At 67.0% G+C, this 22,384-nt stretch carries 20 protein-coding genes; 7 read left to right on the forward strand and 13 right to left on the reverse strand.

Going from position 1 to position 22,384, the window contains the following annotated elements; all coding sequences use genetic code 11:
* The first annotated feature begins 6 nt into the window (after positions 1-6).
* On the forward strand, positions 7-984 hold the full coding sequence (locus ACP694_RS10220) for an endonuclease/exonuclease/phosphatase family protein (protein WP_426012068.1): 978 nt from the start codon (positions 7-9) through the stop codon (positions 982-984).
* A gap of 148 nt (positions 985-1,132) precedes the next feature.
* Here the strand turns inward: ACP694_RS10220 and ACP694_RS10225 are convergent, their stop codons facing one another.
* The 3 genes from ACP694_RS10225 to ACP694_RS10235 all read right to left on the reverse strand — a co-directional run bounded on the left by ACP694_RS10225 (position 1,133) and on the right by ACP694_RS10235 (position 3,372).
* The gene (locus ACP694_RS10225; protein ID WP_426012070.1) at positions 1,133-1,600 is read right to left on the reverse strand and encodes a peptidylprolyl isomerase; all 468 of its coding nucleotides are present in this window, start codon (positions 1,598-1,600) and stop codon (positions 1,133-1,135) included.
* Between the two features lie 105 nt (positions 1,601-1,705).
* Complete coding sequence (locus ACP694_RS10230) at positions 1,706-2,560, reverse strand: peptidylprolyl isomerase (RefSeq protein ID WP_426012071.1); 855 nt, start codon at positions 2,558-2,560, stop codon at positions 1,706-1,708.
* Entirely contained in the window at positions 2,557-3,372 is an 816-nt protein-coding gene (locus ACP694_RS10235; RefSeq protein WP_426012073.1) for a peptidylprolyl isomerase, read from the reverse strand. Before ACP694_RS10235 ends, ACP694_RS10230 begins: the two co-directional genes overlap by 4 nt.
* Before the next feature lie 1,111 nt (positions 3,373-4,483).
* Between ACP694_RS10235 and ACP694_RS10240 the strand changes: the two genes are divergently transcribed.
* Positions 4,484-4,825 carry an endonuclease domain-containing protein gene (locus ACP694_RS10240; protein ID WP_426012075.1) on the forward strand — a complete coding sequence of 114 codons (342 nt, stop codon included), beginning with the start codon at positions 4,484-4,486 and terminating at the stop codon, positions 4,823-4,825.
* 129 nt (positions 4,826-4,954) lie between these two features.
* Here ACP694_RS10240 and coaD read toward each other — a convergent pair whose 3' ends face one another.
* Together coaD and gyrA are read right to left on the reverse strand one after the other, a co-directional pair.
* Positions 4,955-5,443, reverse strand: a complete 489-nt coding sequence (coaD, locus tag ACP694_RS10245) for a pantetheine-phosphate adenylyltransferase (protein ID WP_426012077.1) — start codon at positions 5,441-5,443, stop codon at positions 4,955-4,957.
* A gap of 72 nt (positions 5,444-5,515) precedes the next feature.
* Entirely contained in the window at positions 5,516-8,284 is a 2,769-nt protein-coding gene (gyrA, locus tag ACP694_RS10250; protein ID WP_426012079.1) for a DNA gyrase subunit A, read from the reverse strand.
* Positions 8,285-8,407: 123 nt separating this feature from the next.
* Between gyrA and sodC the strand changes: the two genes are divergently transcribed.
* Complete coding sequence (gene sodC, locus ACP694_RS10255; protein WP_426012081.1) at positions 8,408-8,932, forward strand: superoxide dismutase[Cu-Zn]; 525 nt, start codon at positions 8,408-8,410, stop codon at positions 8,930-8,932.
* Between the two features lie 58 nt (positions 8,933-8,990).
* On the opposite strand, the gene ACP694_RS10260 is transcribed toward sodC, so the two are convergent.
* Together ACP694_RS10260 and ACP694_RS10265 are read right to left on the reverse strand one after the other, a co-directional pair.
* Entirely contained in the window at positions 8,991-9,899 is a 909-nt protein-coding gene (locus tag ACP694_RS10260) for a DMT family transporter (RefSeq protein WP_426012083.1), read from the reverse strand.
* Between the two features lie 13 nt (positions 9,900-9,912).
* On the reverse strand, positions 9,913-11,220 hold the full coding sequence (locus tag ACP694_RS10265; RefSeq protein ID WP_426012085.1) for an adenosylmethionine--8-amino-7-oxononanoate transaminase: 1,308 nt from the start codon (positions 11,218-11,220) through the stop codon (positions 9,913-9,915).
* Positions 11,221-11,291: 71 nt separating this feature from the next.
* On the opposite strand from ACP694_RS10265, the gene bioF reads away from it, so the two are divergent.
* From bioF to ACP694_RS10285, 4 genes are all read left to right on the forward strand, one after another.
* Complete coding sequence (bioF, locus tag ACP694_RS10270; RefSeq protein WP_426012087.1) at positions 11,292-12,443, forward strand: 8-amino-7-oxononanoate synthase; 1,152 nt, start codon at positions 11,292-11,294, stop codon at positions 12,441-12,443.
* Positions 12,443-13,117, forward strand: coding sequence for a dethiobiotin synthase (bioD, locus tag ACP694_RS10275; RefSeq protein WP_426012089.1), 675 nt, complete (start codon positions 12,443-12,445; stop codon positions 13,115-13,117). Before bioF ends, bioD begins: the two co-directional genes overlap by 1 nt.
* The gene (locus ACP694_RS10280) at positions 13,114-14,007 is read left to right on the forward strand and encodes a Gfo/Idh/MocA family protein (protein WP_426012091.1); all 894 of its coding nucleotides are present in this window, start codon (positions 13,114-13,116) and stop codon (positions 14,005-14,007) included. The genes bioD and ACP694_RS10280 overlap by 4 nt, the downstream gene beginning before the upstream one ends.
* Positions 14,008-14,285: 278 nt before the next feature.
* Positions 14,286-15,737 carry an aldehyde dehydrogenase family protein gene (locus ACP694_RS10285; RefSeq protein ID WP_426012093.1) on the forward strand — a complete coding sequence of 484 codons (1,452 nt, stop codon included), beginning with the start codon at positions 14,286-14,288 and terminating at the stop codon, positions 15,735-15,737.
* Positions 15,738-16,108: 371 nt separating this feature from the next.
* Here the strand turns inward: ACP694_RS10285 and ssb are convergent, their stop codons facing one another.
* From ssb to ACP694_RS10315, 6 genes are all read right to left on the reverse strand, one after another.
* The gene (gene ssb, locus ACP694_RS10290) at positions 16,109-16,615 is read right to left on the reverse strand and encodes a single-stranded DNA-binding protein (RefSeq protein WP_426012096.1); all 507 of its coding nucleotides are present in this window, start codon (positions 16,613-16,615) and stop codon (positions 16,109-16,111) included.
* Between the two features lie 151 nt (positions 16,616-16,766).
* Positions 16,767-17,156 carry a hypothetical protein gene (locus tag ACP694_RS10295; RefSeq protein ID WP_426012097.1) on the reverse strand — a complete coding sequence of 130 codons (390 nt, stop codon included), beginning with the start codon at positions 17,154-17,156 and terminating at the stop codon, positions 16,767-16,769.
* A 15-nt stretch (positions 17,157-17,171) separates the two neighbouring features.
* The gene (locus ACP694_RS10300) at positions 17,172-17,843 is read right to left on the reverse strand and encodes a hypothetical protein (protein ID WP_426012099.1); all 672 of its coding nucleotides are present in this window, start codon (positions 17,841-17,843) and stop codon (positions 17,172-17,174) included.
* Between the two features lie 110 nt (positions 17,844-17,953).
* Complete coding sequence (locus tag ACP694_RS10305; RefSeq protein ID WP_426012101.1) at positions 17,954-20,800, reverse strand: hypothetical protein; 2,847 nt, start codon at positions 20,798-20,800, stop codon at positions 17,954-17,956.
* Positions 20,801-20,880: 80 nt separating this feature from the next.
* Positions 20,881-21,435 carry a UDP-4-amino-4,6-dideoxy-N-acetyl-beta-L-altrosamine N-acetyltransferase gene (gene pseH / locus ACP694_RS10310; protein ID WP_426012103.1) on the reverse strand — a complete coding sequence of 185 codons (555 nt, stop codon included), beginning with the start codon at positions 21,433-21,435 and terminating at the stop codon, positions 20,881-20,883.
* A gap of 69 nt (positions 21,436-21,504) precedes the next feature.
* Complete coding sequence (locus ACP694_RS10315; protein WP_426012105.1) at positions 21,505-22,335, reverse strand: flagellin; 831 nt, start codon at positions 22,333-22,335, stop codon at positions 21,505-21,507.
* Positions 22,336-22,384 lie beyond the last annotated feature (49 nt).

Consider the following 22,384-nt stretch of genomic DNA (forward strand, 5'->3'; position numbering starts at 1 on the left):
GCGATCATGCGCTTGATCCTCGACCTCGCCAGCCTGTTCATCCGCGGCACCACCCTGATGTTCGGCCTAGTCGGCGCGGTCATTGGCCTGGCCTGCATGGGCGGCATGTTCAGCGACCGGCTGGACGCCTTGACCCATTTCGCGCCTTTGTGGCTGCTCTGCGGCCTGGCGACGCTGGCCCTGGCGACGGCCTTCTCCCGCGACGCCGAGCGCAAGGTTTTCCTGGGCCTGGCGGCCGTCGCAATCGTCTGCAACAGCGCGCTGATCATCCCCGAACTGTTGAGCGCAGGGCGGCCGATGGCCCCGGCCAAGGCCGGTGCGACCGTGAAGATCATACAGTTCAACGCCTGGGCGTCGAACGAAGACCCCCAGACGACCCTCGCCTGGCTCCTGGCCCAGAAGGCCGATGTGGTGGTGCTTGAAGAGGGCGGCGGCGGGGCCTGGCCCGTGGTGTCCGGTCTGCGCAAAGCCTATCCGGCCTCTACGAAATGCCCCTCCAAGCACGGCTGCGACACGTGGATTTTCAGCCGCTGGCCAATCGCCGCCTCAGGGCAGTACGCACAGTCGGGGTTCGGCCTTCCCGGCGCCTGGGCCACGCTCAGCCATCCGGGCGGCGGTTTCACGGTGGCGGGCGCGCACTTCGTGTGGCCCTATCCCGCCGGTCGGCAACAAGATCAGACGGATACTCTGGTGAAGGCGTTGGCCCGGTTTCCGCATGACACTCTGATCGTGACCGGCGACTTCAATTCCACGCCTTGGTCTTTCACCCTGCGCCGCCGGGACAAGGCCTTGGGTCTCGATCGGCGGACGCGGGCGCTGGCCAGTTGGCCCAGCGGGGCGTTCTCGCGAGTGGCCACCGCGCCCTTCCCCGTCTTTCCCATCGATCACGTCTATGCCGGGAAGGCCTGGAAGACCGTAAGTGTCGAACGTGGACCAACCCTAGGCTCGGATCACCGTCCTGTGGTCGCCACGCTCACGCGCTAGGCGCCAACCAGGAAAAGGGCCCCAGTTTCCCGGGGCCCTTGTTGTCCTAGAGCAAGCCGCGCGATATAGGAATCGCACGGATTGCTCTAGGCTTTTGTTTTCGCATCGCTTTTGCGGAAAACCGGTGGCCACTTTTCCGCGCGATGCTCTAGGCGTCGGAGCCGATCTTGGCGCTGAGGATCTTGCCGGGGGTGCGCGGTGGCTCGCCGGTCGGCAGGGCGTCGACATTTTCCATGCCTTCGACCACCTGGCCCCAGACGGTGTACTGGTTGTCGAGGAAGGAGGCGTCGTCGAGGCAGATGAAGAACTGGCTGTTGGCCGAGTTCGGATCGGGGGTGCGGGCCATCGAGCAGATCCCGCGCACGTGGGCTTCCTTGGAGAATTCGGCCTTGATGTCCGGCTTGGCCGAACCGCCGCGGCCGCTGCCGGTCGGGTCGCCGCCCTGGGCCATGAAGCCGGGGATCACGCGGTGGAACACCACGCCGTCATAGAAGCCCTCGCGCACCAGTTCCTTGATGCGATCGACGTGGCCAGGAGCCAGGTCGGGACGCAGCTTGATCGTGACGGGCCCGGTCTCGAGCGTCAGTAGCAGAGTGTTTTCGAGGTCGGCCGACATGGTCATCCCTTGAGGCTTGAAAGAAGGGTTGGAGAATCGAAAGAGCTTCTAGCCCGTGCGATGTAAACAAGAAACCGCCGGGATGCGATCCACGGACGCCTCGTCCTATTTCACCTCGGCCGGCAGGTCGATGTCGCAGACCGAGAAGTCCGCGCCCCGGCTGGCCCGCTTGCGGGCCACCTCGCCCTTGAACCAGGCGCTGGCGGTGTCGACCACGCGCACGGTGGGCCGCTCAGCCACCGGGATGTCCGACAGCAGCCGCACCTTCAGCATGGCGTCCTGCGGCTTGGCGACCGGTTCTCCGGTCTTGATAGCCAGCACCACCTCCAGGCCCGACAGCACCCGGCCAAAGGCGGTGTAGCGCTTGTCGAGCGACGGGTAGGGCTGGCGCATCAGGAAGAACTGGCTGTTGGCCGAATCCGGCGCCTCGTCGCGCGCTTCGCCAACCACGCCGGGGCAATAGGTCCCCCAGGCCGAGACCTTCTTGTCGGGCGTGGCGTCGGACCAGGTCGCGGCCTGGCTGACCACGGGCAGCGACCTGAGCAGCCCCACCTCCGTGCCGGCCGGCGCGGCCACCACGGAGAAGGGCGTCTTGGCGTCGCGGCGGAAGGTGAACTCGGCCTTGAGGTTGGGCTTTTTCGTGCTGCCCTCTCCCGTATCGTCCGGATCGCCAGTCTGGGCCATGAACCGGTCGATGACCCGGAAGAAGGTGCGGCCGTCATAGACCCCTTCGCGGGTCAGCTCCTGGAAGCGCGCCACGTGGACGGGGGCGACCTCGGGGATCAGTTCGAGGACGATCCGGCCCCTGGTGGTGTCGATCACCACCACGGTGTCGGCGGCCGGCGTGCGCCAGTCGGAGGCTTTCGGAGCCGCGACCTTGGGCGCGGCCCCCTTCGGCGCGGCTTGGGCCGCACCGAAGGCCAGCAGAACCGCGAGGGCGGCGATCGGCGCGCGCATCATTTTACCTGCACCGGAATAGTCACGTCGCAGGGGGTAAAGGCCCCGCCCAGTTCGACACGGCGCTTGTCGACAAGGGCCTTGAAGGCCGGGCCGGCGGTGTCCATCACCTGGACGTTGGGCCGCTGGGCGGCGGGGATGTCGGACAGCACGCGGACAGTGGTCATCTTGTCCTGCGGCGCGGCCACCGGCTCGCCCACCTTGATGGCGCGGATAGCCTCGAGCCCGCTCAGGGCGCGGCCGAAGGCGGTATAGGTCTTGTCCAGCGAGGCGTTGGTCTGGCGCATGAAGAAGAACTGGCTGTTGGCGCTGTCGGGATCGCCGGCCCGGGCCATCCCCAGCACGCCGGGACAGAAGGCGCCCCAGGCGGCCACCTTGCCGTCGGCGGTCATGGCCGCCAGGGCGCTGTTCTGGCTCCAGACCGGCAAGGGCCCGACGAAGCCGATCTCGGCCGGCCCGGCCTTGCCCTGCGGCGCGTAACCGGCGCCGCGCCGGAAGGTGAACTCGGCCGTCAGGTTCGGCTGGTCCGAGCCGCCGGTGCCGTCGTTCTTGGGATCGCCCGTCTGGTCCATGAAGCTGTCGATGACCCGGAAGAAGGTCAGGCCGTCGTAGAAATGCGCCTTGGCAAGCCCCCGCACCCGCGCCACGTGGGCGGGGGCGGCCTCCGGGACCAGCTCGACGACGATCCGGCCCTTGTTGGTGTCGACCACCAGCACATTGTCCGGATCGGGCGTCCGCCAGTCGGAAGCCGCTTGGGCGCTGGCGGCGGAAGCCGCAGTAAGCGCCATGACGGCGGCGAGGGACGCTAGCTTCATGGATATCCCCGAAAGACTGGTGCTGACGGCGTAGAACGCCGCGACGCGAACGACAAGTAGCAGCGGGTTAGAGCCGAAGATTCCGGCGAGTTTCCGGCGCACGGCGTCGCCGTCTCACGCGGACGGCCGCTGAGAAGGTGAGGAGGCGCGGAGCGGCCGGGCCAAGCCCGGATGACCGTGGGTTTAGAGTTTGCGTTTCGGCGTGGACCGACCGCTCCGCGAAACCGTTTGTCTCAAGGGACGTCGATTGAGGGCTTGTTTCATCCCGATCGTCGTTCCCCCTCGGACGGGCAGGATCAAAGTCGCCCGGAAGGGGCCGTCAGCGACTCCGACAGATCCTGGAACAGACCGGTTTGACTCCCGGCCCCGTCGACCCGCGCAGATCCCGGCGGGGTTTTAATGGGTCCCGGATTTCTCCAGACCCATGCCTGCCTCGCGCGTGGCCCTGCACGGCCCCGCTCGGTTCCACCTCCATCGCCGCTTCGGGTCGGTACCAAGCGCCCTCCTCCGCGACGGAGACGGGGTTAGTATGAGGCCGTGGTGGGTGCGCCAGCGGTCGTGACGCTGATTATTTTATAGGGCGTTGAACTTGTTGGGTTTTGTGTCGGGCGATTGTGGGGATGGAGGGGCGTCGATCCCCGCGAGCCCGCTTTTCCAACCCACCTTTCAACCGTCATCCCGGGCACAAGGCCCGGGATGACGGTTCTGAAATGGAAGAAGTTCGGGCCCCTTACCCACCGCCCGCAACGGCGAGGCCGCGCCTTGAAACCTTGATGGCGAGCTTGCTCTGGCGTCTGACGATGTCAAGGACGGCGCGTCGCGCCGCCGCGACGCGGCCGCCAGAGGCGGTCCTTGACATCGTCAGACGCCAGAGTTCCCATCCATTAAGGCTTTAAGGCGTGGCCGCATCCGGGGCGGATGCGGGCGGTCGCCAGGAAGCAGACATTCCGAAAGTCAGAGAAGGGTCGAGGTCGGTCGTCCTGAACCCCTCTCTCTTTGAGAGAGGGAGGGGCCCGCCGCGAAGCGGTGGGAGGGTGAGAGGTTTCACCGCATCCGGAAATCCCGATTTCTCTCGTTGAACTCGCCCAACGCCTCCGCTCAAGCTGTCGTCATGGATGCGACCGCCACCGTCCGTCGTCTTCGCCAAAACCAGACCTTGGCCGAAAAGGTCATGTGGAAACTTGTCCGAAACCGCCGGCTGGGTGGGTTCAAGTTTCTGCGACAGGTCTCGATCGACCGCTATTTCGCGGACTTTGTTTGCGAGTCCGCCAAGCTCATCATCGAGTTGGACGGCGCCGCCCACGCGGGACGCGAGGGTTACGACTCCCGTCGCACCCAGACGCTTGAGCTGTTCGGATACCTGGTTCTGAGATTCAACAACGAGCGTGTCCTGGCTGATCCCGGCGGCACGGCGGACGACATCCTGGCCGTGCTCCGATCAGACAGGATGTAACCTCTCACCCTCCCACCGCTGCGCGGCGGGTCCCTCCCTCTCTCGAAGAGAGAGGGGTTCCTTTGGTCCGCTCAGGGATCGAAAACAGACTCCGCCTACGCCCAGTAACCGGACCTCGGCCCCGCCGCCCTATTTCGCCAGCTTCGCCAACAGTTGCTCGGCCACGCCCGGCGGGACGAACTTGTGCACGTCGCCGCCCAGGGCCGCGATCTCCTTGACCAGGCGCGAGGCGATGGCCTGATGGCGCGGGTCGGCCATCAGGAACACGGTCTCGATCTCGCGATCGAGCTGCTGGTTCATCGCCGTCATCTGGAATTCGTATTCGAAGTCGGCCACGGCCCGCAGGCCCCGCACGATCATCTGGGCCCCGACCTCACGGGCGAAATACATCAGCAGGGTGTCGAACGGCCGAACCTCGATCTGCGCGATACGCGTCAGGTGCGCGGTTTCGCGCTCCAGCGTGGCGACCCGTTCTTCGAGGGAAAACAGCGGCCCCTTGCCGATGTTCACCGCCACGCCGATCACCAGCTTGTCGACCAGCTTGACCGCCCGACCAATGATGTCGAGATGGCCGTTGGTGACCGGGTCGAAGGTGCCCGGATAGAGTCCGATCCGCATACTTTCCCCTAACCTTCTGGGCCTTCGGCCCGTTGGCCCCTGCCCTCGGGACCATCGGCCCGCCTCTGCGCGCTACGAGATCTGGTCCGTCGCGTTTTCGTCGCCCGTCACATCGTCGTCGCCGGTTTCGGCCAGGCGCTCGACGCTGACGACGTGCTCATCCTTCGCCGTGCGGAAGATGGTTACGCCTTGAGTATTCCGCGCCGCAACCCGAATTTGCGAAACCTTCACGCGGATCAGCTGGCCGGCGTCGGTGACCAACAGGACCTGGTCGGTCTCGTCAACCGGGAACGAGCCCACCAGCTTGCCGCCGCGCTTGGACAGGTCCTGGGCCGTCAGGCCCTGGCCGCCGCGACCGGTTCGGCGATAGTCATAGGCGCTGGTGCGCTTGCCGAAGCCTTCGCTGGAGATGGTCAGCAGGATTTCCTCGGCCGCGCCCAATTCGGCGATGCGTTCGGGGGTCAGGCTGGCCTCGCCGACGTCTTCTTCGCTCTCTTCAGCCGCCGCCGGGGCGTCTTCGCCCTCCTCGCCCATGGCCCGGGCCATGGCGCGCTGGTGCTTGAGATAGGCGGCGCGCTCGGCCGGGGTGGCGTCGACATTGCGCAGCACGCTCATCGAGATGACGCTGTCGTCCTTGGCCAGGCGCACGCCGCGCACGCCCGTGGAGTCGCGGCTGGCGAACACCCGCACCTCGTCGGTCGAGAAGCGGATGCAGCGACCGGCGGCGGTGTTCAGCAGGATATCCTTGCTGCTGTCGCAGACGGCCACGCCAATGATGCCGTCGCCTTCATCGAGCTTCATGGCGATCTTGCCGTTGCGGCGAACGTCGACGAAGTCGCTGAGCTTGTTGCGGCGCACGCTGCCCGAGCGGGTGGCGAACATCACGTCCAGGCCGTCCCAGGTGGCCTCGTCCTCGGGCAGGGTCAGGATCGAGGTGATGGTCTCGCCTGGCTCGATCGGCAGCAGGTTGACGAAGGCCTTGCCACGGCTGTTGGCGACGCCCTGCGGCAGGCGCCAGACCTTCATCTTGTAGACCTTGCCGCCCGAGGTGAAGAACAGCAGCGGCGAATGGGTCGAGGCCGAGAACACGCGGGTGACCGCGTCCTCGGTCTTGGTGGCCATGCCCGACTTGCCCTTGCCGCCGCGATGCTGGGTGCGATAGGCGGCCAGAGGGGTGCGCTTGACGTAGCCGCCCAGGGTGACGGTGATGACCATGTCCTCGCGGACGATCAGGTCTTCGTCCTCCACGTCGGCGTCGCCGTCGACGATCACGCAGCGGCGCGGGATGGCGAACTTTTCGCGCACCTCGACCAGTTCCTCGCGCACCACGGCCATGATGTTGGCTCGGTCCGACAGCAGGTCCAGGTAGTCCCGAATGGCTTCGGACAGGGTGGCTGCCTCGGCGCCGATCTCGTCACGACCGAGGCCCGTCAGGCGAGACAGGGTCAGGGCCAGGATGGCGCGGGCCTGCTCGTCGGTCAGGCGGATCAGGCCGCCCTCGTCCTGCAGGGTGCGCGGGTCGGCGATCAACTCGACCAGCGGCAACATGTCGCCGGCCGGCCAGGCCTTGGCCACCAGGCGCTCGCGCGCCTCGGTCGGATCCTTGGACGAGCGGATGATGTGGATGAACTCGTCGATATTGGCGACGGCGATGGTCAGGCCCACCAACACGTGGCCGCGATCGCGCGCCTTGCCCAGCTCGAACTTGGTGCGGCGAACCACGACCTCTTCGCGGAAATTGACGAAGATCTCGATCAGTTCGCGCAAGCCCATCTGCGAGGGCCGCCCCCTGTTCAGGGCCAGCATGTTGACGCCGAACGAGCTCTGCAGCGCCGTGAAGCGGTAGAGCTGGTTGAGGATCACCTCGCCCGAGGCGTCGCGCTTCAGCTCGACGACGATGCGCATGCCGTCGCGATTGGACTCGTCGCGGATGTCCGACACGCCCTCGATGCGCTTGTCGCGCACCATTTCGGCGATGTACTCGACCAGATTGGCCTTGTTCACCTGGTAGGGGATGGCGGTGATGATGATGGCTTCACGGCCGGCGCGGATCTCTTCCACGGTGGCCAGGCCGCGCATGATCACCGAGCCGCGGCCGGTCAGCAGCGCCTGGCGCGGACCGGCCCGGCCGATGATCTCGCCGCCGGTCGGGAAATCGGGGCCGGGAACAATGTCGAGCAGTTGGTCGGTGGTGACGTTGGGATCGTCGACCATCAGCAGGCAGGCGTCGATGATCTCGCCCAGATTATGGGGCGGGATATTGGTTGCCATGCCGACGGCGATGCCGCCCGCGCCGTTGACCAGCAGGTTGGGGATCCGCGACGGCAGGACGACGGGTTCCTGCTCCTTGCCGTCGTAATTGTCCTGGAAGTCGACCGTGTTCTTGTCGAGGTCGGCCAGCAGCGACATGGCCGGCGGCGCCATGCGGCACTCGGTGTAGCGCATGGCCGCTGGCATATCGCCGTCGACCGAACCGAAGTTACCTTGGCCGTCGATCAGCACCAGGCCCATCGAGAACGACTGAGTCATGCGGACGAGGGTGAAGTAGATCGAGGCGTCGCCGTGCGGGTGATACTTGCCCATCACGTCGCCGACCACGCGGGCCGATTTCACGTACGAACGCTCGGGCGTCTGGCCCTGCTCGTGCATCGAGAACAGAACGCGGCGGTGAACCGGCTTGAGGCCATCGCGCGCGTCCGGCAGGGCGCGGCTGACGATCACGCTCATCGCATAGTCGAGATACGAACGGCGCAGTTCGTCCTCGATATTGATGGGAATTACGTCCCCACGGGCAGCCGGAGAAGCCGGTGCGCCGGGGATAGTGGTTTGATCATCGCTCAAGGGGATTTTTCGCCGTCAGAATCGAACACGGAACCGTCAGAAACAGTTAGCATTCCCATCATCAAGACGCCACCTTCGCGGCCCCAGCCCCCATGTCCCTTGGGTCCTTTCCAGGAGTTTCCCATGCGTTTGACCGCCCTCGCCCTGTCGTTCGGCCTGATCGCCGCCGCGACTGCGGCCCATGCTTCCATCGCTCAGGGCGCCACCGCCGAGCTGAAGGGCGCCGACGGCAAGACGCTCGGAACCGCCACCCTGACCGAGGCCCCGCACGGCGTGCTGCTGCGCATCGGGGCCAAGGGCCTGACGCCGGGCTGGCACGGCCTGCACTTCCACGAGAAGGGCGACTGCGGGACGCCCGACTTCAAGTCGGCCGGCGCTCATGTCCACACGACCACCGCCGTGGTTCACGGCCTGCTGAACCCCGCCGGCAACGACAACGGCGACCTGCCCAACCTGTTCGCAACGGCCGACGGCTCGGCGACCGCCGAGCTGTTCTCGCCGCTGGTGTCGCTGAACGGCGCCGGCGGCCGCCCGGCCCTGCTCGACGCCGACGGCTCGTCCATCGTCGTCCACGCCAGCCCGGACGACTACAAGACCCAGCCGATCGGCGGGGCCGGGGCGCGGGTGGCGTGCGGGGTGGTGAAGTAGGGCTAACGGGATCGGGGACGCGCGCAGGCGCGCGTCCCCGTCCGCTTCCACGGCGCTGCTAGGTCGCCTCGCCCTCGGCCGGGACCACCTTCTTCGCTGTCAGGGCCACCAGCGCCACGCCGGCCATGGTCGCGGCGGCCCCGATCACCAACTGAGGCGTCAGCCTGTCGCCCATGAACGCCACGCCGATGGTGCACGACACCAAGGGCGTCAGCAGGAAATAGGGCGTCACCCGCCCGGCCTCGCGGCGCTGGACCAGCCAGAACAGCAGGGCGCTGGCCCCGATGGTCGAGACGACCCCGGCGAAGGCCACGCAGGCCCAGGCGATGGGCGTCGCGGCTTGGACGCGCTCCACCACATGGGGCTCGAAGCCGAACGACAGCGCCAGCAGCACCGGCGCGGCGATGGCGGCGGTCAGGGCCTGGACTTTCAACGGCGGCGCGCCGGGAGTCTGGCGCACCAGCACGGTGGCCAGGGCCCAGCAGGCGCTGGTGATAATGGACAGGCCGATGGCCGGCAGGTCGGCCGCGCCGTGCGGGTCCAGGCTCATCCAGGCCACCCCGCCAAACGCCACGGCTAGGCCGGCGATCGCCAACGGCTTCATGCGCTCGCCCAGCATCCTCCAGGCGAACAGCGCCGTGAATGGGATCCACAGTTGGGTGGCCACCACCAGTGGGCTCAGCGACTTGGCCATGCCGAAGGCGATGTAGATCAGGCCGAAATGGATTGGTCCCGACAGCAGGCAGATCGCCACCAGCCGCCGGGACCACGGGAACGGCGGCTTGAGGAACGGAAACAGGAAGGCCAGGGCCAGGCCAAACCGCAGCGCGCCGACCATCATCGGCGGAAGCTCCGCCGTCGCCACCTTGGCGGCGCAGTTGTTCAGGCCCCAGACCAGGATGATGGCCAGGATCGCCAGGCGCTCGAGGCCGCTAAGAGGTCCGCTCTGGGGGCTGGTGGAGGACATGGCGCCGCTTGGATCAGACCCCGCCGCTTCCTTCAACCCCGCCGGCGCCCACGACCTTGCGGATTGCTGCGGTGAGGAGCGCCAGGTCGGCATCGGGCGTTGTGAAGGCCGGGGTCAGATAGATGACCTTTCCCATCGGCCGGATCCAGGCGCCCTCGGCGGCGAAGGCCTCGCACAGGGCGCCGACCGCCACCGGCTGGTCGAACTCCACCACGCCGATCGCGCCCAGCACCCGAACGTCGACCACGCCCGGCGCGGTGCGGCAGGGCTCCAGTCCCTCGGCCAGGGCCGCAGAGACCCGCGCGACGTCGGCCCGCCAGGCGCCGTCCTCGAACAGGTCGAGCGAGGCGTTGGCGGCGGCGCAGGCCAGGGCGTTGCCCATATAGGTCGGCCCGTGCATCAGGGCGGCGCCGGGGTCGTCGGACCAGAAGGCCTTGAACACCTTGGTCGAAGCGATAGCCACCGACAGCGGCAGGGTCCCGCCGGTCAAGGCCTTGGACAGGGTGACGATGTCCGGCTCGATCCCCGCTGCCTGCATGGCGAAGAGCTCTCCCGTGCGGCCAAAGCCAGTGAAGATCTCGTCGAAGATCAGCAGCACGCCATGCTTGTCGGCCAGGCGGCGCAGGCGGCGCAGCACTTCGGGGTCGTGGAACAGCATGCCGCCCGCGCCCTGGACCAGCGGCTCAGTCAGGATCGCGGCGATCTCCCCGCTCCGCTGGGCCAGCAGGGCGTCGAGGACGGCTTCGGAGGCGGCGTCCACCGGCAAATCGGCGATCACCTGGCTGGGCATGACGCCAGCGAACAGGCTGTGCATGCCCTCCTCGGGATCGCAGACTGTCATGGTCGCCAGGGTGTCGCCATGATAGCCGCCCCGGAACGACAGGAACCGCGTGCGGCCACCGACGCCGCGATTGATATGGAACTGCAGCGCCATCTTCATGGCGATCTCGACCGCCACCGAGCCGGACTCCGCGAAGAAGGCGTGGTTCAGATCGCCAGGGAGCAGATCGGCCAACCGCCTGGCCAAGCGATAGGCCGGCTCATGCGCCAGGCCGCCGAACATTATGTGCGGCATGCGCTCCAGTTGGTCGCGGACGGCGGCGGCGATGTGCGGGTGGTTGTAGCCGTGGCAGGCCGTCCACCACGAGGCCAGGCCATCGACCAGCTCGCGCCCATCGTCGAGGATCAACCGCGAGCCCCGCGTCGCCACCACCGGCAGCGGCCGCGGCGCGGTCTTCATCTGACAATAGGGCCGCCAGACATGGGGCGCGCCATTCTCAAGCCAAGATGGGACCAGCCAGGCTGGGCTTTCGAGGGTCATGGCGCGATCCTGTTGCTTAGGCGGGGCGCACTGCCTATGCCGTCCGGCGTCGCGTCGCAAATGGAACCCTGATGCACAGCCTCGACACCTATGCCGGCGACAAGCTGGACCGCTTGGAAGCCGCCAGCCTGCTGCGCCGCCCGAGGCCTACCCAGCGCCTGACCGGGGCCTATGTAGAACGCGACGGTCGTCGGCTGCTGTCGTTTTCCTGCAATGATTATCTGGGCTTGGCGCACCATCCTCAAGTCAAGGCCGCCGCTCGAGCCGCGATCGAGACCCATGGCGCGGGGGCTGGCGCTTCGCGCCTGGTGACCGGCGACCATCCGCTACTGTCCCAGCTCGAAACGCGATTGGCCCGACTCAAGGGAACCGAGGCCTGCGTGGTGTTCGGCTCCGGCTATCTTGCCAATGCCGGGCTGATCCCCACCTTCGCCGGCCCGGGCGACCTCATATTAATCGACGAACTGGCCCACGCCTGTCTCTGGGCCGGGGCCCAGTTGTCGGGCGCGCGGATCATCCCCTTCGCCCACAACGACACCGACCACCTGGCCGCCCTGCTGGCGCAGCACCGGGCCAGCGCCCGACACGCCATCGTCGCCACTGACGGGGTGTTCTCGATGGACGGCGACCTCGCCCCGCTCGACTGGCTGTCGGCGGTTTGCGAGGCCAATGACGCCTGGCTTCTGTCGGACGACGCCCATGGCGTGGGCGTGTTGGCCGAGGGTCGCGGCTCGGCCGCCCTGTTCCCCGACGCCCAGATCCCGTTCCAGATGGGCACGCTTTCAAAGGCCCTGGGCTCTTACGGCGGCTATGTCTGTGGGTCCCAGGCCGTGGTCGACCTGATCAAGACTCGCGCTCGCACCCTGATCTACACCACTGGCCTGCCGCCCGCCGCCGCCGCCGCCGCCCTGGCGGCGCTGGACATCATCGAGGCCGAGCCGGCCCTGACCGCCCTGCCCCTAGCCAAGGCCCGCGCCTTCACCGCCGCCGTGGGCCTGCCCCTGGCCGCCAGCCCCATCGTGCCGGTGATCCTTGGCGAGGCCGAGGCCGCGCTGGACGCCTCACAGGCGCTGGAGGCCGAGGGTTTCCTGGTGGTGGCCATTCGCCCGCCCACCGTGCCAGACGGGCAGGCCCGCCTGCGCATCGCCTTCAGCGCCGACCACCCCGACGCCGAGATCGCGCGCCTTGCCGACCTGGTGCGCCACTATGTGAAGGCGCGCTGATGCCCGCCTTGTTCGTCACTGGAACCGGCACCGACATCGGCAAGACCTATGTGAGTTGCGCGCTGATCCGCGCCCTGAAGGCCCGAGGCGCGGGCGTCGACGCGTTCAAGCCCGTGGTCAGCGGCTTCGATCCCAGGGACGCGGCCGGCAGCGACCCGGCCCGGTTGGCGGCGGCGTTGGGCGCGCCCGGTGAGGTGTTCCGCATAGCCCCACGCCGCTACCTTGCCCCGCTGTCGCCCAACATCGCCGCCCGGTTGGAGGGCCAGACCCTGATCCTGGACGACATGGTCATCGACGCGCTGAACCGCGCCGCCGAGGTCCGCGACGGCCTGTTGCTGGTGGAAGGCGCCGGAGGGGTAATGTCGCCCTTGACCGACCACGAGACCAATCTCGACATGATTAGCGCGCTCGGCGCGCCGGTGCTGCTGGTCGCCGGCTCCTATCTAGGCACGATCAGCCACGTCTTGACCGCCCTGGTCGCCCTGGGCGGCGCCGGAGCGCGCGTGGCCGCCGTGGTGATGAGCGAAAGCCCGGACGCGCCGGACCTGAGCCAGACGGCTCGAGCCCTGACGCCGTTCCTGGGCGCCACGCCCTTGTTCCTCGCGCCGCGCGCGGAATCCTGGGACGCTGGCGCCCTCGCCGACCACCTGCTCACGGACGCCTACCAGCCATGACCCTGCGCATCGCCATGATCGGCCTGGGCGACATCGCCAAGAAGGCCTACCTGCCCGTGCTGGGGCCTCGCGCCGACGTCGCCCTGACCTTTGTCACGCGAGACGCCGCGACCCTGGCGGAGTTGGGTGCGGCCTGGCGCGTGGATCGCTTGCATACAGACCTCGACGCTGCCCTTGCCGACGGCCTGGACGCGGCCTTCGTCCACGCCGCCACCGCCGCCCATCCAGGCATCGTCCGCCGCCTTCTGGAGGTCGGCGTGCCCACGATGATCGACAAGCCCCTGGCCGACAATGCGGCCGATAGCGAGGCGCTGGTCGACTTGGCCGAGACGCGCGGCGTGTCGCTGATGGTCGGTTTCAACCGCCGCCATGCGCCCGCCTATCGCGACGCCGCCGCTCTCGGCCTGCCGCTGGTGGTGATGCAGAAGAACCGCGCCGGCCCACTGGACGAAGTGCGCCGGGCGGTGTTCGACGACTATATTCACGTCATCGACACCCTGCGGTTCCTTGCCCCCGGCGCCGACCAGGCCTCGGTGCGCGGCCAGGTCAACGACGGCCGGCTCAAGCACGTGATGCTGTCGCTATCAGGCGGCGGCCGCGACGCGATCGGGATCATGAACCGGGCCAGCGGGGCCAGCGAGGAGACGCTCGAAGTCTCTGGTAGCGGTGTGAAGCGCCGGATCATCGACATTGACCAGGTCGTCGAACTGGGCGCGGCCGAGGCCCTGAATCGACGCGGAAACTGGACCTCGGTCGGCCGCCAGCGCGGGTTCGAGGACCTGTGCGACACCTTCCTCGGCGCGGTGCGCGACGGCCGACGGTTGTCGGCGCTGGACGCGCTGGAGACCCACCGGCTGTGCGAGACGGTGGTCGACGCGCTGACCGCCTAGGTCGCCGGCCTGAACGATGCCGGGTGACCAGGAGCCCAACCAGCAGGACAGGATCGAGGGTCTTGACCGGTGGCGCGGCCCGGCTTCTTCGACAACGCCACCCTGACCATCAAGCCGTGCACCTACGATCTTGACCGTGATCGCGACCCGGAGCAGGACAATGCAGTCTGGACGCTGGGCGGGTCGGTTGGGTTAAAATCCGCCGAATGTACGATGTCGTCCGGGTCGCGGCGACGGTCTGCAGCGTTGACCTAAGCACCAACCCATCGGAGCGACCCATGCCATCCCTGAAATCGACCTATCCCCTGTACCTGGCGAACGAGGCCAAGACTCCGAACCAGGATCTGGAGGTCACCGATAAATATTCGGGCCAGGTGGCGACCCGGGTCGCCCTGGCCGACGCGGCGACCATCGACAAGGCGATTGCAGCGGCGGTCGAGGCGACCCGGCCCATGGCCGAGATGGCCGCCTATGAACGTCAGGCGGTGCTGGCCCATTGCGTATCTCGCTTCCAGGAACGGTTCGACGAACTGGCCTATGCCCTGTGCATCGAAGCGGGCAAGCCGATCAACGATTCCCGGGGCGAGGTGACCCGGCTCATCGACACCTTCCGCATCGCCGCCGAAGAGTCGGTGCGGATGACCGGCGAGGTCCAGCCGCTGGACATCTCGCCGCGCGCCAAGGGCTATCAGGGCATGTGGAAGCGCGTGCCGATCGGGCCGTGCTCGTTCATCTCGCCGTTCAATTTTCCGCTCAATCTGGCGGCGCACAAGATCGCGCCCGCCCTGGCGGTGGGATGTCCGTTCGTGATGAAGCCGGCCTCGCGCACACCCCTGGGCGCGCTGATCATTGGCGAGGTGCTGGCCGAGACCGACCTGCCCAAGGGCGCGTTCTCGATCCTGCCCGCCACCCGCGACGGGGCCGACCTGTTCACCACCGACGAGCGCCTGAAGTTGCTGTCCTTCACCGGCTCGCCCGAGGTGGGCTGGGCGCTCAAGGCCAAGGCCGGCAAGAAGAAGGTGGTGCTGGAACTGGGCGGCAACGCGGCGGTGATCGTCGACCGCGACACCGACCTGCGGGACGCCGCCGACCGGATCATCTTCGGCGCCTTCTACCAGTCAGGCCAGTCCTGCATCGGCGTGCAGCGCATCCTGATCCACGACGACATCTACGACGCCCTGCGCGACCTCCTCGTCGAGAAGACCCGCGTGCTCGTCGCTGGCGATCCGCAGGACCCGAAGGTCTTCATCGGCCCGATGATCGACGAGAAGGAAGCGCGCCGCCTCGAAGGCTGGATCAATGAAGCCCGCGACGCGGGGGCCACTCTGCTCTGCGGCGGCGGTCGTGAAGGCGCGATGCTGCAGGCGACCCTGCTGGAGGGAGTCCGGCCCGGCTTGAAGGTCCGGGACGAGGAGGCGTTCGGCCCTGTCGCGGTGCTATCCCGCTTCAGCGATTTTGAAGACGCGCTGCGCGAGGTCAATGACAGCCGTTATGGCCTCCAGGCAGGCGTGTTCAGCCGAGACATCCACAAGGTGATGCGCGCCTGGGACGTGCTGGAAGTCGGCGGGATCCTGGTCGGCGACGTACCCAGCTACCGGGTCGACAACATGCCGTACGGCGGAGTCAAGGACTCGGGGCTGGGCCGCGAAGGAGTCAAGTTCGCCATGGAGGACATGACTGAAATCCGCAATCTGGTGATCCGGCGAAGGCCCGCGAACCCCGCCGGATGACGCGGGCGCCTTGAAGCCTCCAGCCGCGAGATCGGGGTTTTGACCGATGGTCACCCAGGACAGAGCCGGACATCCTCTCGCGTCGCCCGGCGGGCGACGACAGCTGCCACACCTGGGCTCGGCCAGCGACGTTCATCGCCGGCCGAGCCAGCGCATGCTCGCCTAGGCCCGGGGCCGAGAACGACCGGAGTCGCTCGCACCCCCTTTGTGGCACGAACACGCAAATGGTCGTTGAGCCCTTTCATTTACACTCGACCGTGCTGGGTTTTACCCACGCTAAGTCGACTGATTACAAGTGGGCAGACGCAATAAAAAAGTGGCCGATTCCAATGGGAAGCGGCCACTTATTACAACGTGACTCTAGAGGAAAATTAGAAGGGAATTTCGTCGTCCAAGTCGGCCGAGAAGCTCTCGCGCGGGCCGCTGGGCTGGCTGCGCGGCGCGCCGCCGCTCGAACCACCGCCGCCGCCGCCGTAGCCGCTGTCATAGCCCGGGTCACCGCCACCCGAGGCGCCTGCGCCGTCGGCCTTGCCACCGAGCATGGTCAGTTCGCCGCGGAACTTCTGCAATACGATCTCGGTGGAATATTTCTCGACGCCCGAAGCGTCGGCCCACTTACGCGTCTGGATCGCGCCCTCGATATAGATCGTCGAGCCCTTGCGCAGATAGCTCTCGGCGACCTTCACGAGATTATCGTTGAAGATCACCACGCGGTGCCATTCGGTCTTCTCCTTGCGCTCGCCCGAGGTGCGGTCGCGCCAGCTTTCCGAGGTGGCCAAACGCAGGTTAGCGACGCGGTCGCCTGAACTGAGCGTGCGGATTTCGGGGTCGGCCCCGAGATTTCCCACCAGGATGACCTTGTTGACGCTGCCTGCCATGGACGCAGTTCCCGTTTTTCGCCCGGCGACCCTATGCGCCGAAATCTGGGGAGAACGTTAACGAGTTCCTGAAAGCAAAATCAAGCTTTGTTCTGCAAACGTTCCTGTGGAGCGAGGCGGGTTATCCACCGCCTCGCCGCGTCAGCCCGCATTATTGGACTTCGCGAATGGCGCCCGGCACGGCCAAACGGCCATCGCCCGTGCGGACCAGCGACATGAACCGCGAGCCCTCATAGGTGTCGCCCAGATAGATGCCTTCCTTCTGGACGAAGATGAACTTGCCCTGATAGGCGCCCGTCAGCTCGCGGTTCTGGCTGCCCAGGCGCAGGAAGCGCAGGCGCATGCCCTCGAGGTCGGCGGCGCACTGCTCCATGCTGGGAACGTTGCTGGCCACCGGATTGTACTTCAGCGTGCCGTCCTTCTGCTCGGCGACGTGGAAACAGACCCCGGCCTCGAACGGCGCGGAGGTGCGCTTGTCGCAACCGGACAGCAGCGTGGCGGCGGCGAGCAAGGAGACAGCGGCGACGGGAAGCAAGCGCATGGTCTTTAAGTCTCTCTACGCGGACGGGATGGAGCAGCCTGGCCCCTGTTCGATGATCGGATGGAAGCTGCGGTTGTCGGACGACGACTCCACGTGGCCCGGCACCAGGCGAAGTGTCTCGTCGCCCCAACGGCCATAGGTGGCGCCGCCGGGCCTTTCGCACTTGCCGCTGTAGAGCTGCTGGGCGCAGGCGTTGAGCGTGATCTCGCCCGGCTGCTTGCGCCACTCGCTGCCTTGATAGCGCCAGCAGACAGCCAGCGGCGCGCCGGACGCGGCGACGGGGATCGGGATGACGGGGGTCGCCGACGGAGCCGGTACGGTCGGGGCCTCGGCGGGCGGCGGCAGTGGGGTCAGGACCATGCCGGCCTGGTCGGCGGCCGCCAGGGCGCCGGTCTCGTCGACGCCGACGTCGAGAGCGCCGGTGGCCACGCCGTTCTTCTTGGCGCATTCGGCCAGGGTGGTCTCGCCGACGAACTGACCGCCGACAAAGCAACGCAGCGGGCGGGTCGCGTCCAGTCTGGTCTCATCGGCGCGACCGGTCTCGACGACCAGGCCACTGCGGGCGGCGGGGGGATCGTCGGTCGAGGACTTGCTGCCATGCATCACGCCAAAGGCGATGGCGAGGCCCAGCACCAGAGCCACGGCGGCGCCGCCCAACAACACGCGTCGGTCTTTGAGAACTTCCATGATCCCTGGCTACGACGCGAGGATGACGCTTTCAAGTCCGGCGGGGCACCAAGGCGAATGGAAGCGGCCCGGAACCGGTCAAGAGCCAGTTCGGATCCGGTGAATTCGCGCTAGCCGCCGCCGGTCAGGCGGTTCAAGGCGGCCTGATAGTTGGCGACCTGGGCGGTCAGATAGGCCGGGACCTTACCGGTCGTCGCGCCCGATGAGGCGGTCGCGTCGGCGCGCTTCACCCCGTTGGCGGTGTCAGCCATTTCGCGATAGGCGGTGCGCACGGCCGACAGGGCCTTGGTCATAGCCGCGGACGCGGCCTTGCGACCGTTGTCGTCGCTGAGGTCCAGGGTGGTGTCCAGCGACAGGCCGTAGATCGGGCCCTTGCCGTCGGCCGAGATGGTTTGGCCGTGGTCGGACTTGGTGTTGCGCACGATGCCCGGCTTGAGGCCCAGCGCCTCCAGCACGTCCGTGCCGCCCTTGCCGGGCAGGACTTCGACCGTCGAAGTGGTCTGAGACGGGCTGATCCGCAGGCTACGGCTATTGCCGGAACTGACGGACTCGACCTTGGCGGCGAAGCCCGAGGCCTTGCGGATCTTGTCGGCCAGGGTGTCGAGGGTGTCGTTGGCGTCGATCTTGATTGTCGTCAGCGCGCCGCGCGCCCGGGTGCGGATCTGGAAGGTGTCGCCTGCCCGCGCCGAGGTCGATGAGACGATCTTGTCCGACTGGGTGAAGTCCATCACGCCGCGCGGCAGGCCGAAGGCGTCCAGGCTGCTGGCGCCGGACGCGTCGACCGCGATCGAGGTGGGGGTGGCGTAGCCGTCCTTGCCGGTCAGGCGCTGCTGCCAGGAGACCGTTCCCGCCGCCACGTCCAACTGGGCGACATAGCCGTCCTTGTCGCCGACCGTCGCCTGGCCGCCGAGGTCCTTGCCGGCCGCGCCGACCAGCCAGACCTGGCCGTTCGACACGGCCATGCCGGTGACGGTGTCGTCGCCCGCGCCACCGTAATAGGCCAGGGCGTCCTGGGCGGTGCTGGTCAGGTCCAGCGAAACGCGCGCAGCGAAGCCGTCCGAGCCGCCGGACGCGGCAGCGGTCTTGTTGTTGATCGTCAGGGCGCCGTTGGTGGTCGAGCCGCCGATATAGAGCTGGCCGTTGTCGATCGCCAGGCCGGCGATATTGCCGCCCTGCAGCGTGCCCAGGTCGCGGGTCGCGCCGGCGGTGAAAGTGGCGGCCTTGGTGTAGGTGACCGGCGCGGTGACCCAGACTTCCTTGTCATTCAGCGCCGTGCGGTCTTCCGTGACGATGCTGGTGGAGACGTCGAAGCTGCGAAGCATGGCCTCGCTGCCTTCGTTGCTGGCGACAATCACCTGCGTGCCGTTGACGACGATACCCGAGACCGTGTCGTTGTTTTCACCGCCAAAATGGGTGGTGAACAGAGCCTTGGGCGCGCCGGTGATGTCGGCGGCGAATCCGGTCAGATAGCTGTCATAGCCGCCTTGCGTGGCGCCATTGGCCGAACCCGGCAGGTCGGACTTGGCTCGGCCGCCGACATAGACCACGCCGTCCTGGCCGAAGGCCACGGCGGTGGCCTCGTCCTCCAGCATGCCGCCACGACGGACCGTCCATGTCTCATCGCCCTTGGCGTTATAGAGCGTGACGAAGCTGTCGGTCAGCGTACCGGCGCTGTCGGAATTGATCGGGCCATCGGCGGCGCCCGACAGCTTGCCGGTGACCGAGCCGGCGATCGCCACCTGGCCGGTGTCGGAGATCGCCATGTTGTAGCCGGTGGCGGTGCTGGTGGCGCCCAGGGTGCGCGCATAGAGCAACTTGCCGACGGAATCGTATTTCAGCAGCGCGACGTCCTGATCGCCCTTGATCGTCTGGCTGCTGGTCGCGCCATCGACATCGGCCAGCACATAGAGCGAGCCGTCGGGCCCAGTCATGGTCTTGTGGACGGTGGAGACGGTGCCTTCCAGCGTGTCGGAGAAGATCTTGGTCCCCACTTGGCCGGCCGTGCCGGGGCCGTACTTGGTCAGGGTATTTTCGATGACCGCGTCGTCGGTCTTGGTGTCCTTGTCCGGATCCGGATTGCCAGCCGCCGTGGTGATGTAGACGGCAGGCTTTGGCGCGGGCGCGGCGAAGGTCAGGGCCTCGGTCGAATCGCCGCGGATGCGCAGGGCGAAGTCGTCGCCGGTGGGCGGCAACTTGACGCTCTGGCCGTTGACGGTTGTCGTCCGCTCGGCCCCCACCGTCCGCTCGACCGCGAAGGTGGTTTCAAATCCAGCGGCGTCGAGCTTGCTGTTGAAAAAGGTCACCACGTTGGACATCGTGCGGGGCGTCGCGCCCATCTCCGACAAATCCATGGTCAGGCTCGTGGTGACGCCGAACTTCTTGACGTCCATCGTGAAGCTGACATTGCCCTTGAAAGTGGGCACCTCGTCATCGACCTGGCCGCTGTAGAGGGTGTTGGTGACGTAGGCGTAATTGTTCTTCGGAACGCCGACGCTGGACTTGTCACTGGTCATCACCGCGCCTGTCGTCAGGCGCATGGCGTCGGTGCTGAGGTTCTGGATGTAGCTGTTGACGTCGCTCAAGCCCTTGGCGAACACCGTCTGCAGCCGCTTGATCTCGCTGTCGGTGACATTCTTCTCGCCCGACCGGTTGGCGATCGCCGACAGGGTGTTGAGCGCCTGGTAGGTGGCGAAGAGTTTCTTGTAGTCGCCGGTGATCGTCGGGGCGGCGGCCAGGGCCGCGCCTTCGTCGACGAACTTACGGCCGTTCAGCGCGGCCTTGACCAATCCGCTGGGCTCGCCCGCCTTCCCGGTCCAGGGCGCGCTGGGCACCGGCTTCTTGCCAGAGGTATTGGAGGCGGAAGACGAGGAGACGCCGGTCGCGGACGTCCCCGAGGCCTGACCAGCGGACTTCGCCTGGTAATATCCGAGCAGCAGACCGGAATCGAAACTGATCACAGCGGGTTCCAACGGGCGCAATACGCCCCTTGGTCCCATTGTGGGGGATCAGGACTTACGTTTCGTTAAGAGGTATGAATTCAGGCCGCGATCAGGTGGGCGTCGGCGAGTGAGCGACGCACAGCGCCGCCCAGTTCGCGCCATTCCTCGGCCAGTATGCCCAGCAGCACCACGTCGCGCGGCTCGCCGTTCTTCAGCACGTGGCCGCGCAGATAGCCTTCGCGGCGAAAGCCGGAAGCGGCCTGCGCCTTCAGGGCCGCGTCGTTGTCGGCCATGACCTCGGCAAACACCTTGTGCAGACCCAGCTCGCCGAAGGCGCGGTCCAGGCCCAACACCTGGGCGGCGCGGCCCACGCCCCTGCCCCGAGCCTCGGCCGAACCGAGAAACCAGTTCCAGCCGGCCCTGCGATGATGGCTCAGCAGGCCCGTCAGGGTGAGGAGGCCAGAGGGCGCGCCGGCCCGTTCGATCATCCAGCCCCGCATGTCGGGATCGGTGCGGAGATCCTGGAACCATGCGGCGTGCGCCTCGCGGCTGGGAAAGGCCGCGTCGGACATCCAGCGGTCGACCTCGGGCTCGCCCCGCCACTGGAACAGGACGGCCTCATCGCCGTCCGTCAGATCGCGAAGCTCGATCATGCCCTGCCGATTCCCCCTACTGAGCCGTCGGCAACTCTACCTTTGTCCGGAGCGTCGGCCTAGCCGCCGTTACTTGAACAGCGACAGGATAATCTGCGGAGCCTGGTTGGCGATCGAAAGCGCCTGCGCGCCAAGCTGTTGCTTGACCTGAAGCGCCTGCAATCGCGCGCTTTCCTTGGCCATGTCGGCATCGACGAGGTTGCCCACGCCGCTTTCCAGCACGTCGTTCAGCTTGGAGATGAAAGTATTGTGGGCGTCGATCTGCTTGGCTTGCGAGCCAATCGAGCCGACGGCCTGGTTCACAGCGCTCAGCGAGGCGTCCAGCTTGGTCAGCACCGAGGCGGCCAAGGTCGTGGTGGTGATGTTGTCGGTCGCCGCCAGTGTATTGATCGTCCCACCCAGCGACAGGTTCTGCAGGTTCAGCGTGATCGATGCCACAGCGTCGGCGTCGGCCAGGAAAGTGATATTGGCCGGTTCGCTGCCGTTGAGGATGTTGGCGCCGTCGAAAGCGGCGCTGTTGACCACCTGGGTCAGGTTCTTCAGTAGCCCCTGGAAGTCGGCGTTCAGGGCCTTGCGCGACGAGGTCGACAGCGAGGTGTCCTTGGCCGCGACCACCTTTTCACGCATTTGCGTCAGCAAGTCGGAGACCGATTCGCCGGCGGCCAGGGCCACGTCGGTGATCGACGTGGCGCGGTCCAGGCTCATCTTCACAGCCGACAGCGCCGAGCGGTCGGCCCGCTGGTCCTGAGCGATCGACCAGACGGCGGCGTTGTCCTTAGCGCTGGAAATCGCGAGCCCGGTGTTGATCCGGCTCTGGACGCCCGACATCTCGTCATTGGTCTTGTTGAGGTTTTGCAGAGCGATCAGCGCGGGCTGATTGGTGTTCACGCTAAGCGTCATCACGGTCTCCGAACGGCGGTTCTTGCCAATGGGGCTCGGAACGCGATTC

This window comes from Caulobacter sp. DWR2-3-1b2 (assembly GCF_049896345.1).
Classification (GTDB): domain Bacteria; phylum Pseudomonadota; class Alphaproteobacteria; order Caulobacterales; family Caulobacteraceae; genus Caulobacter.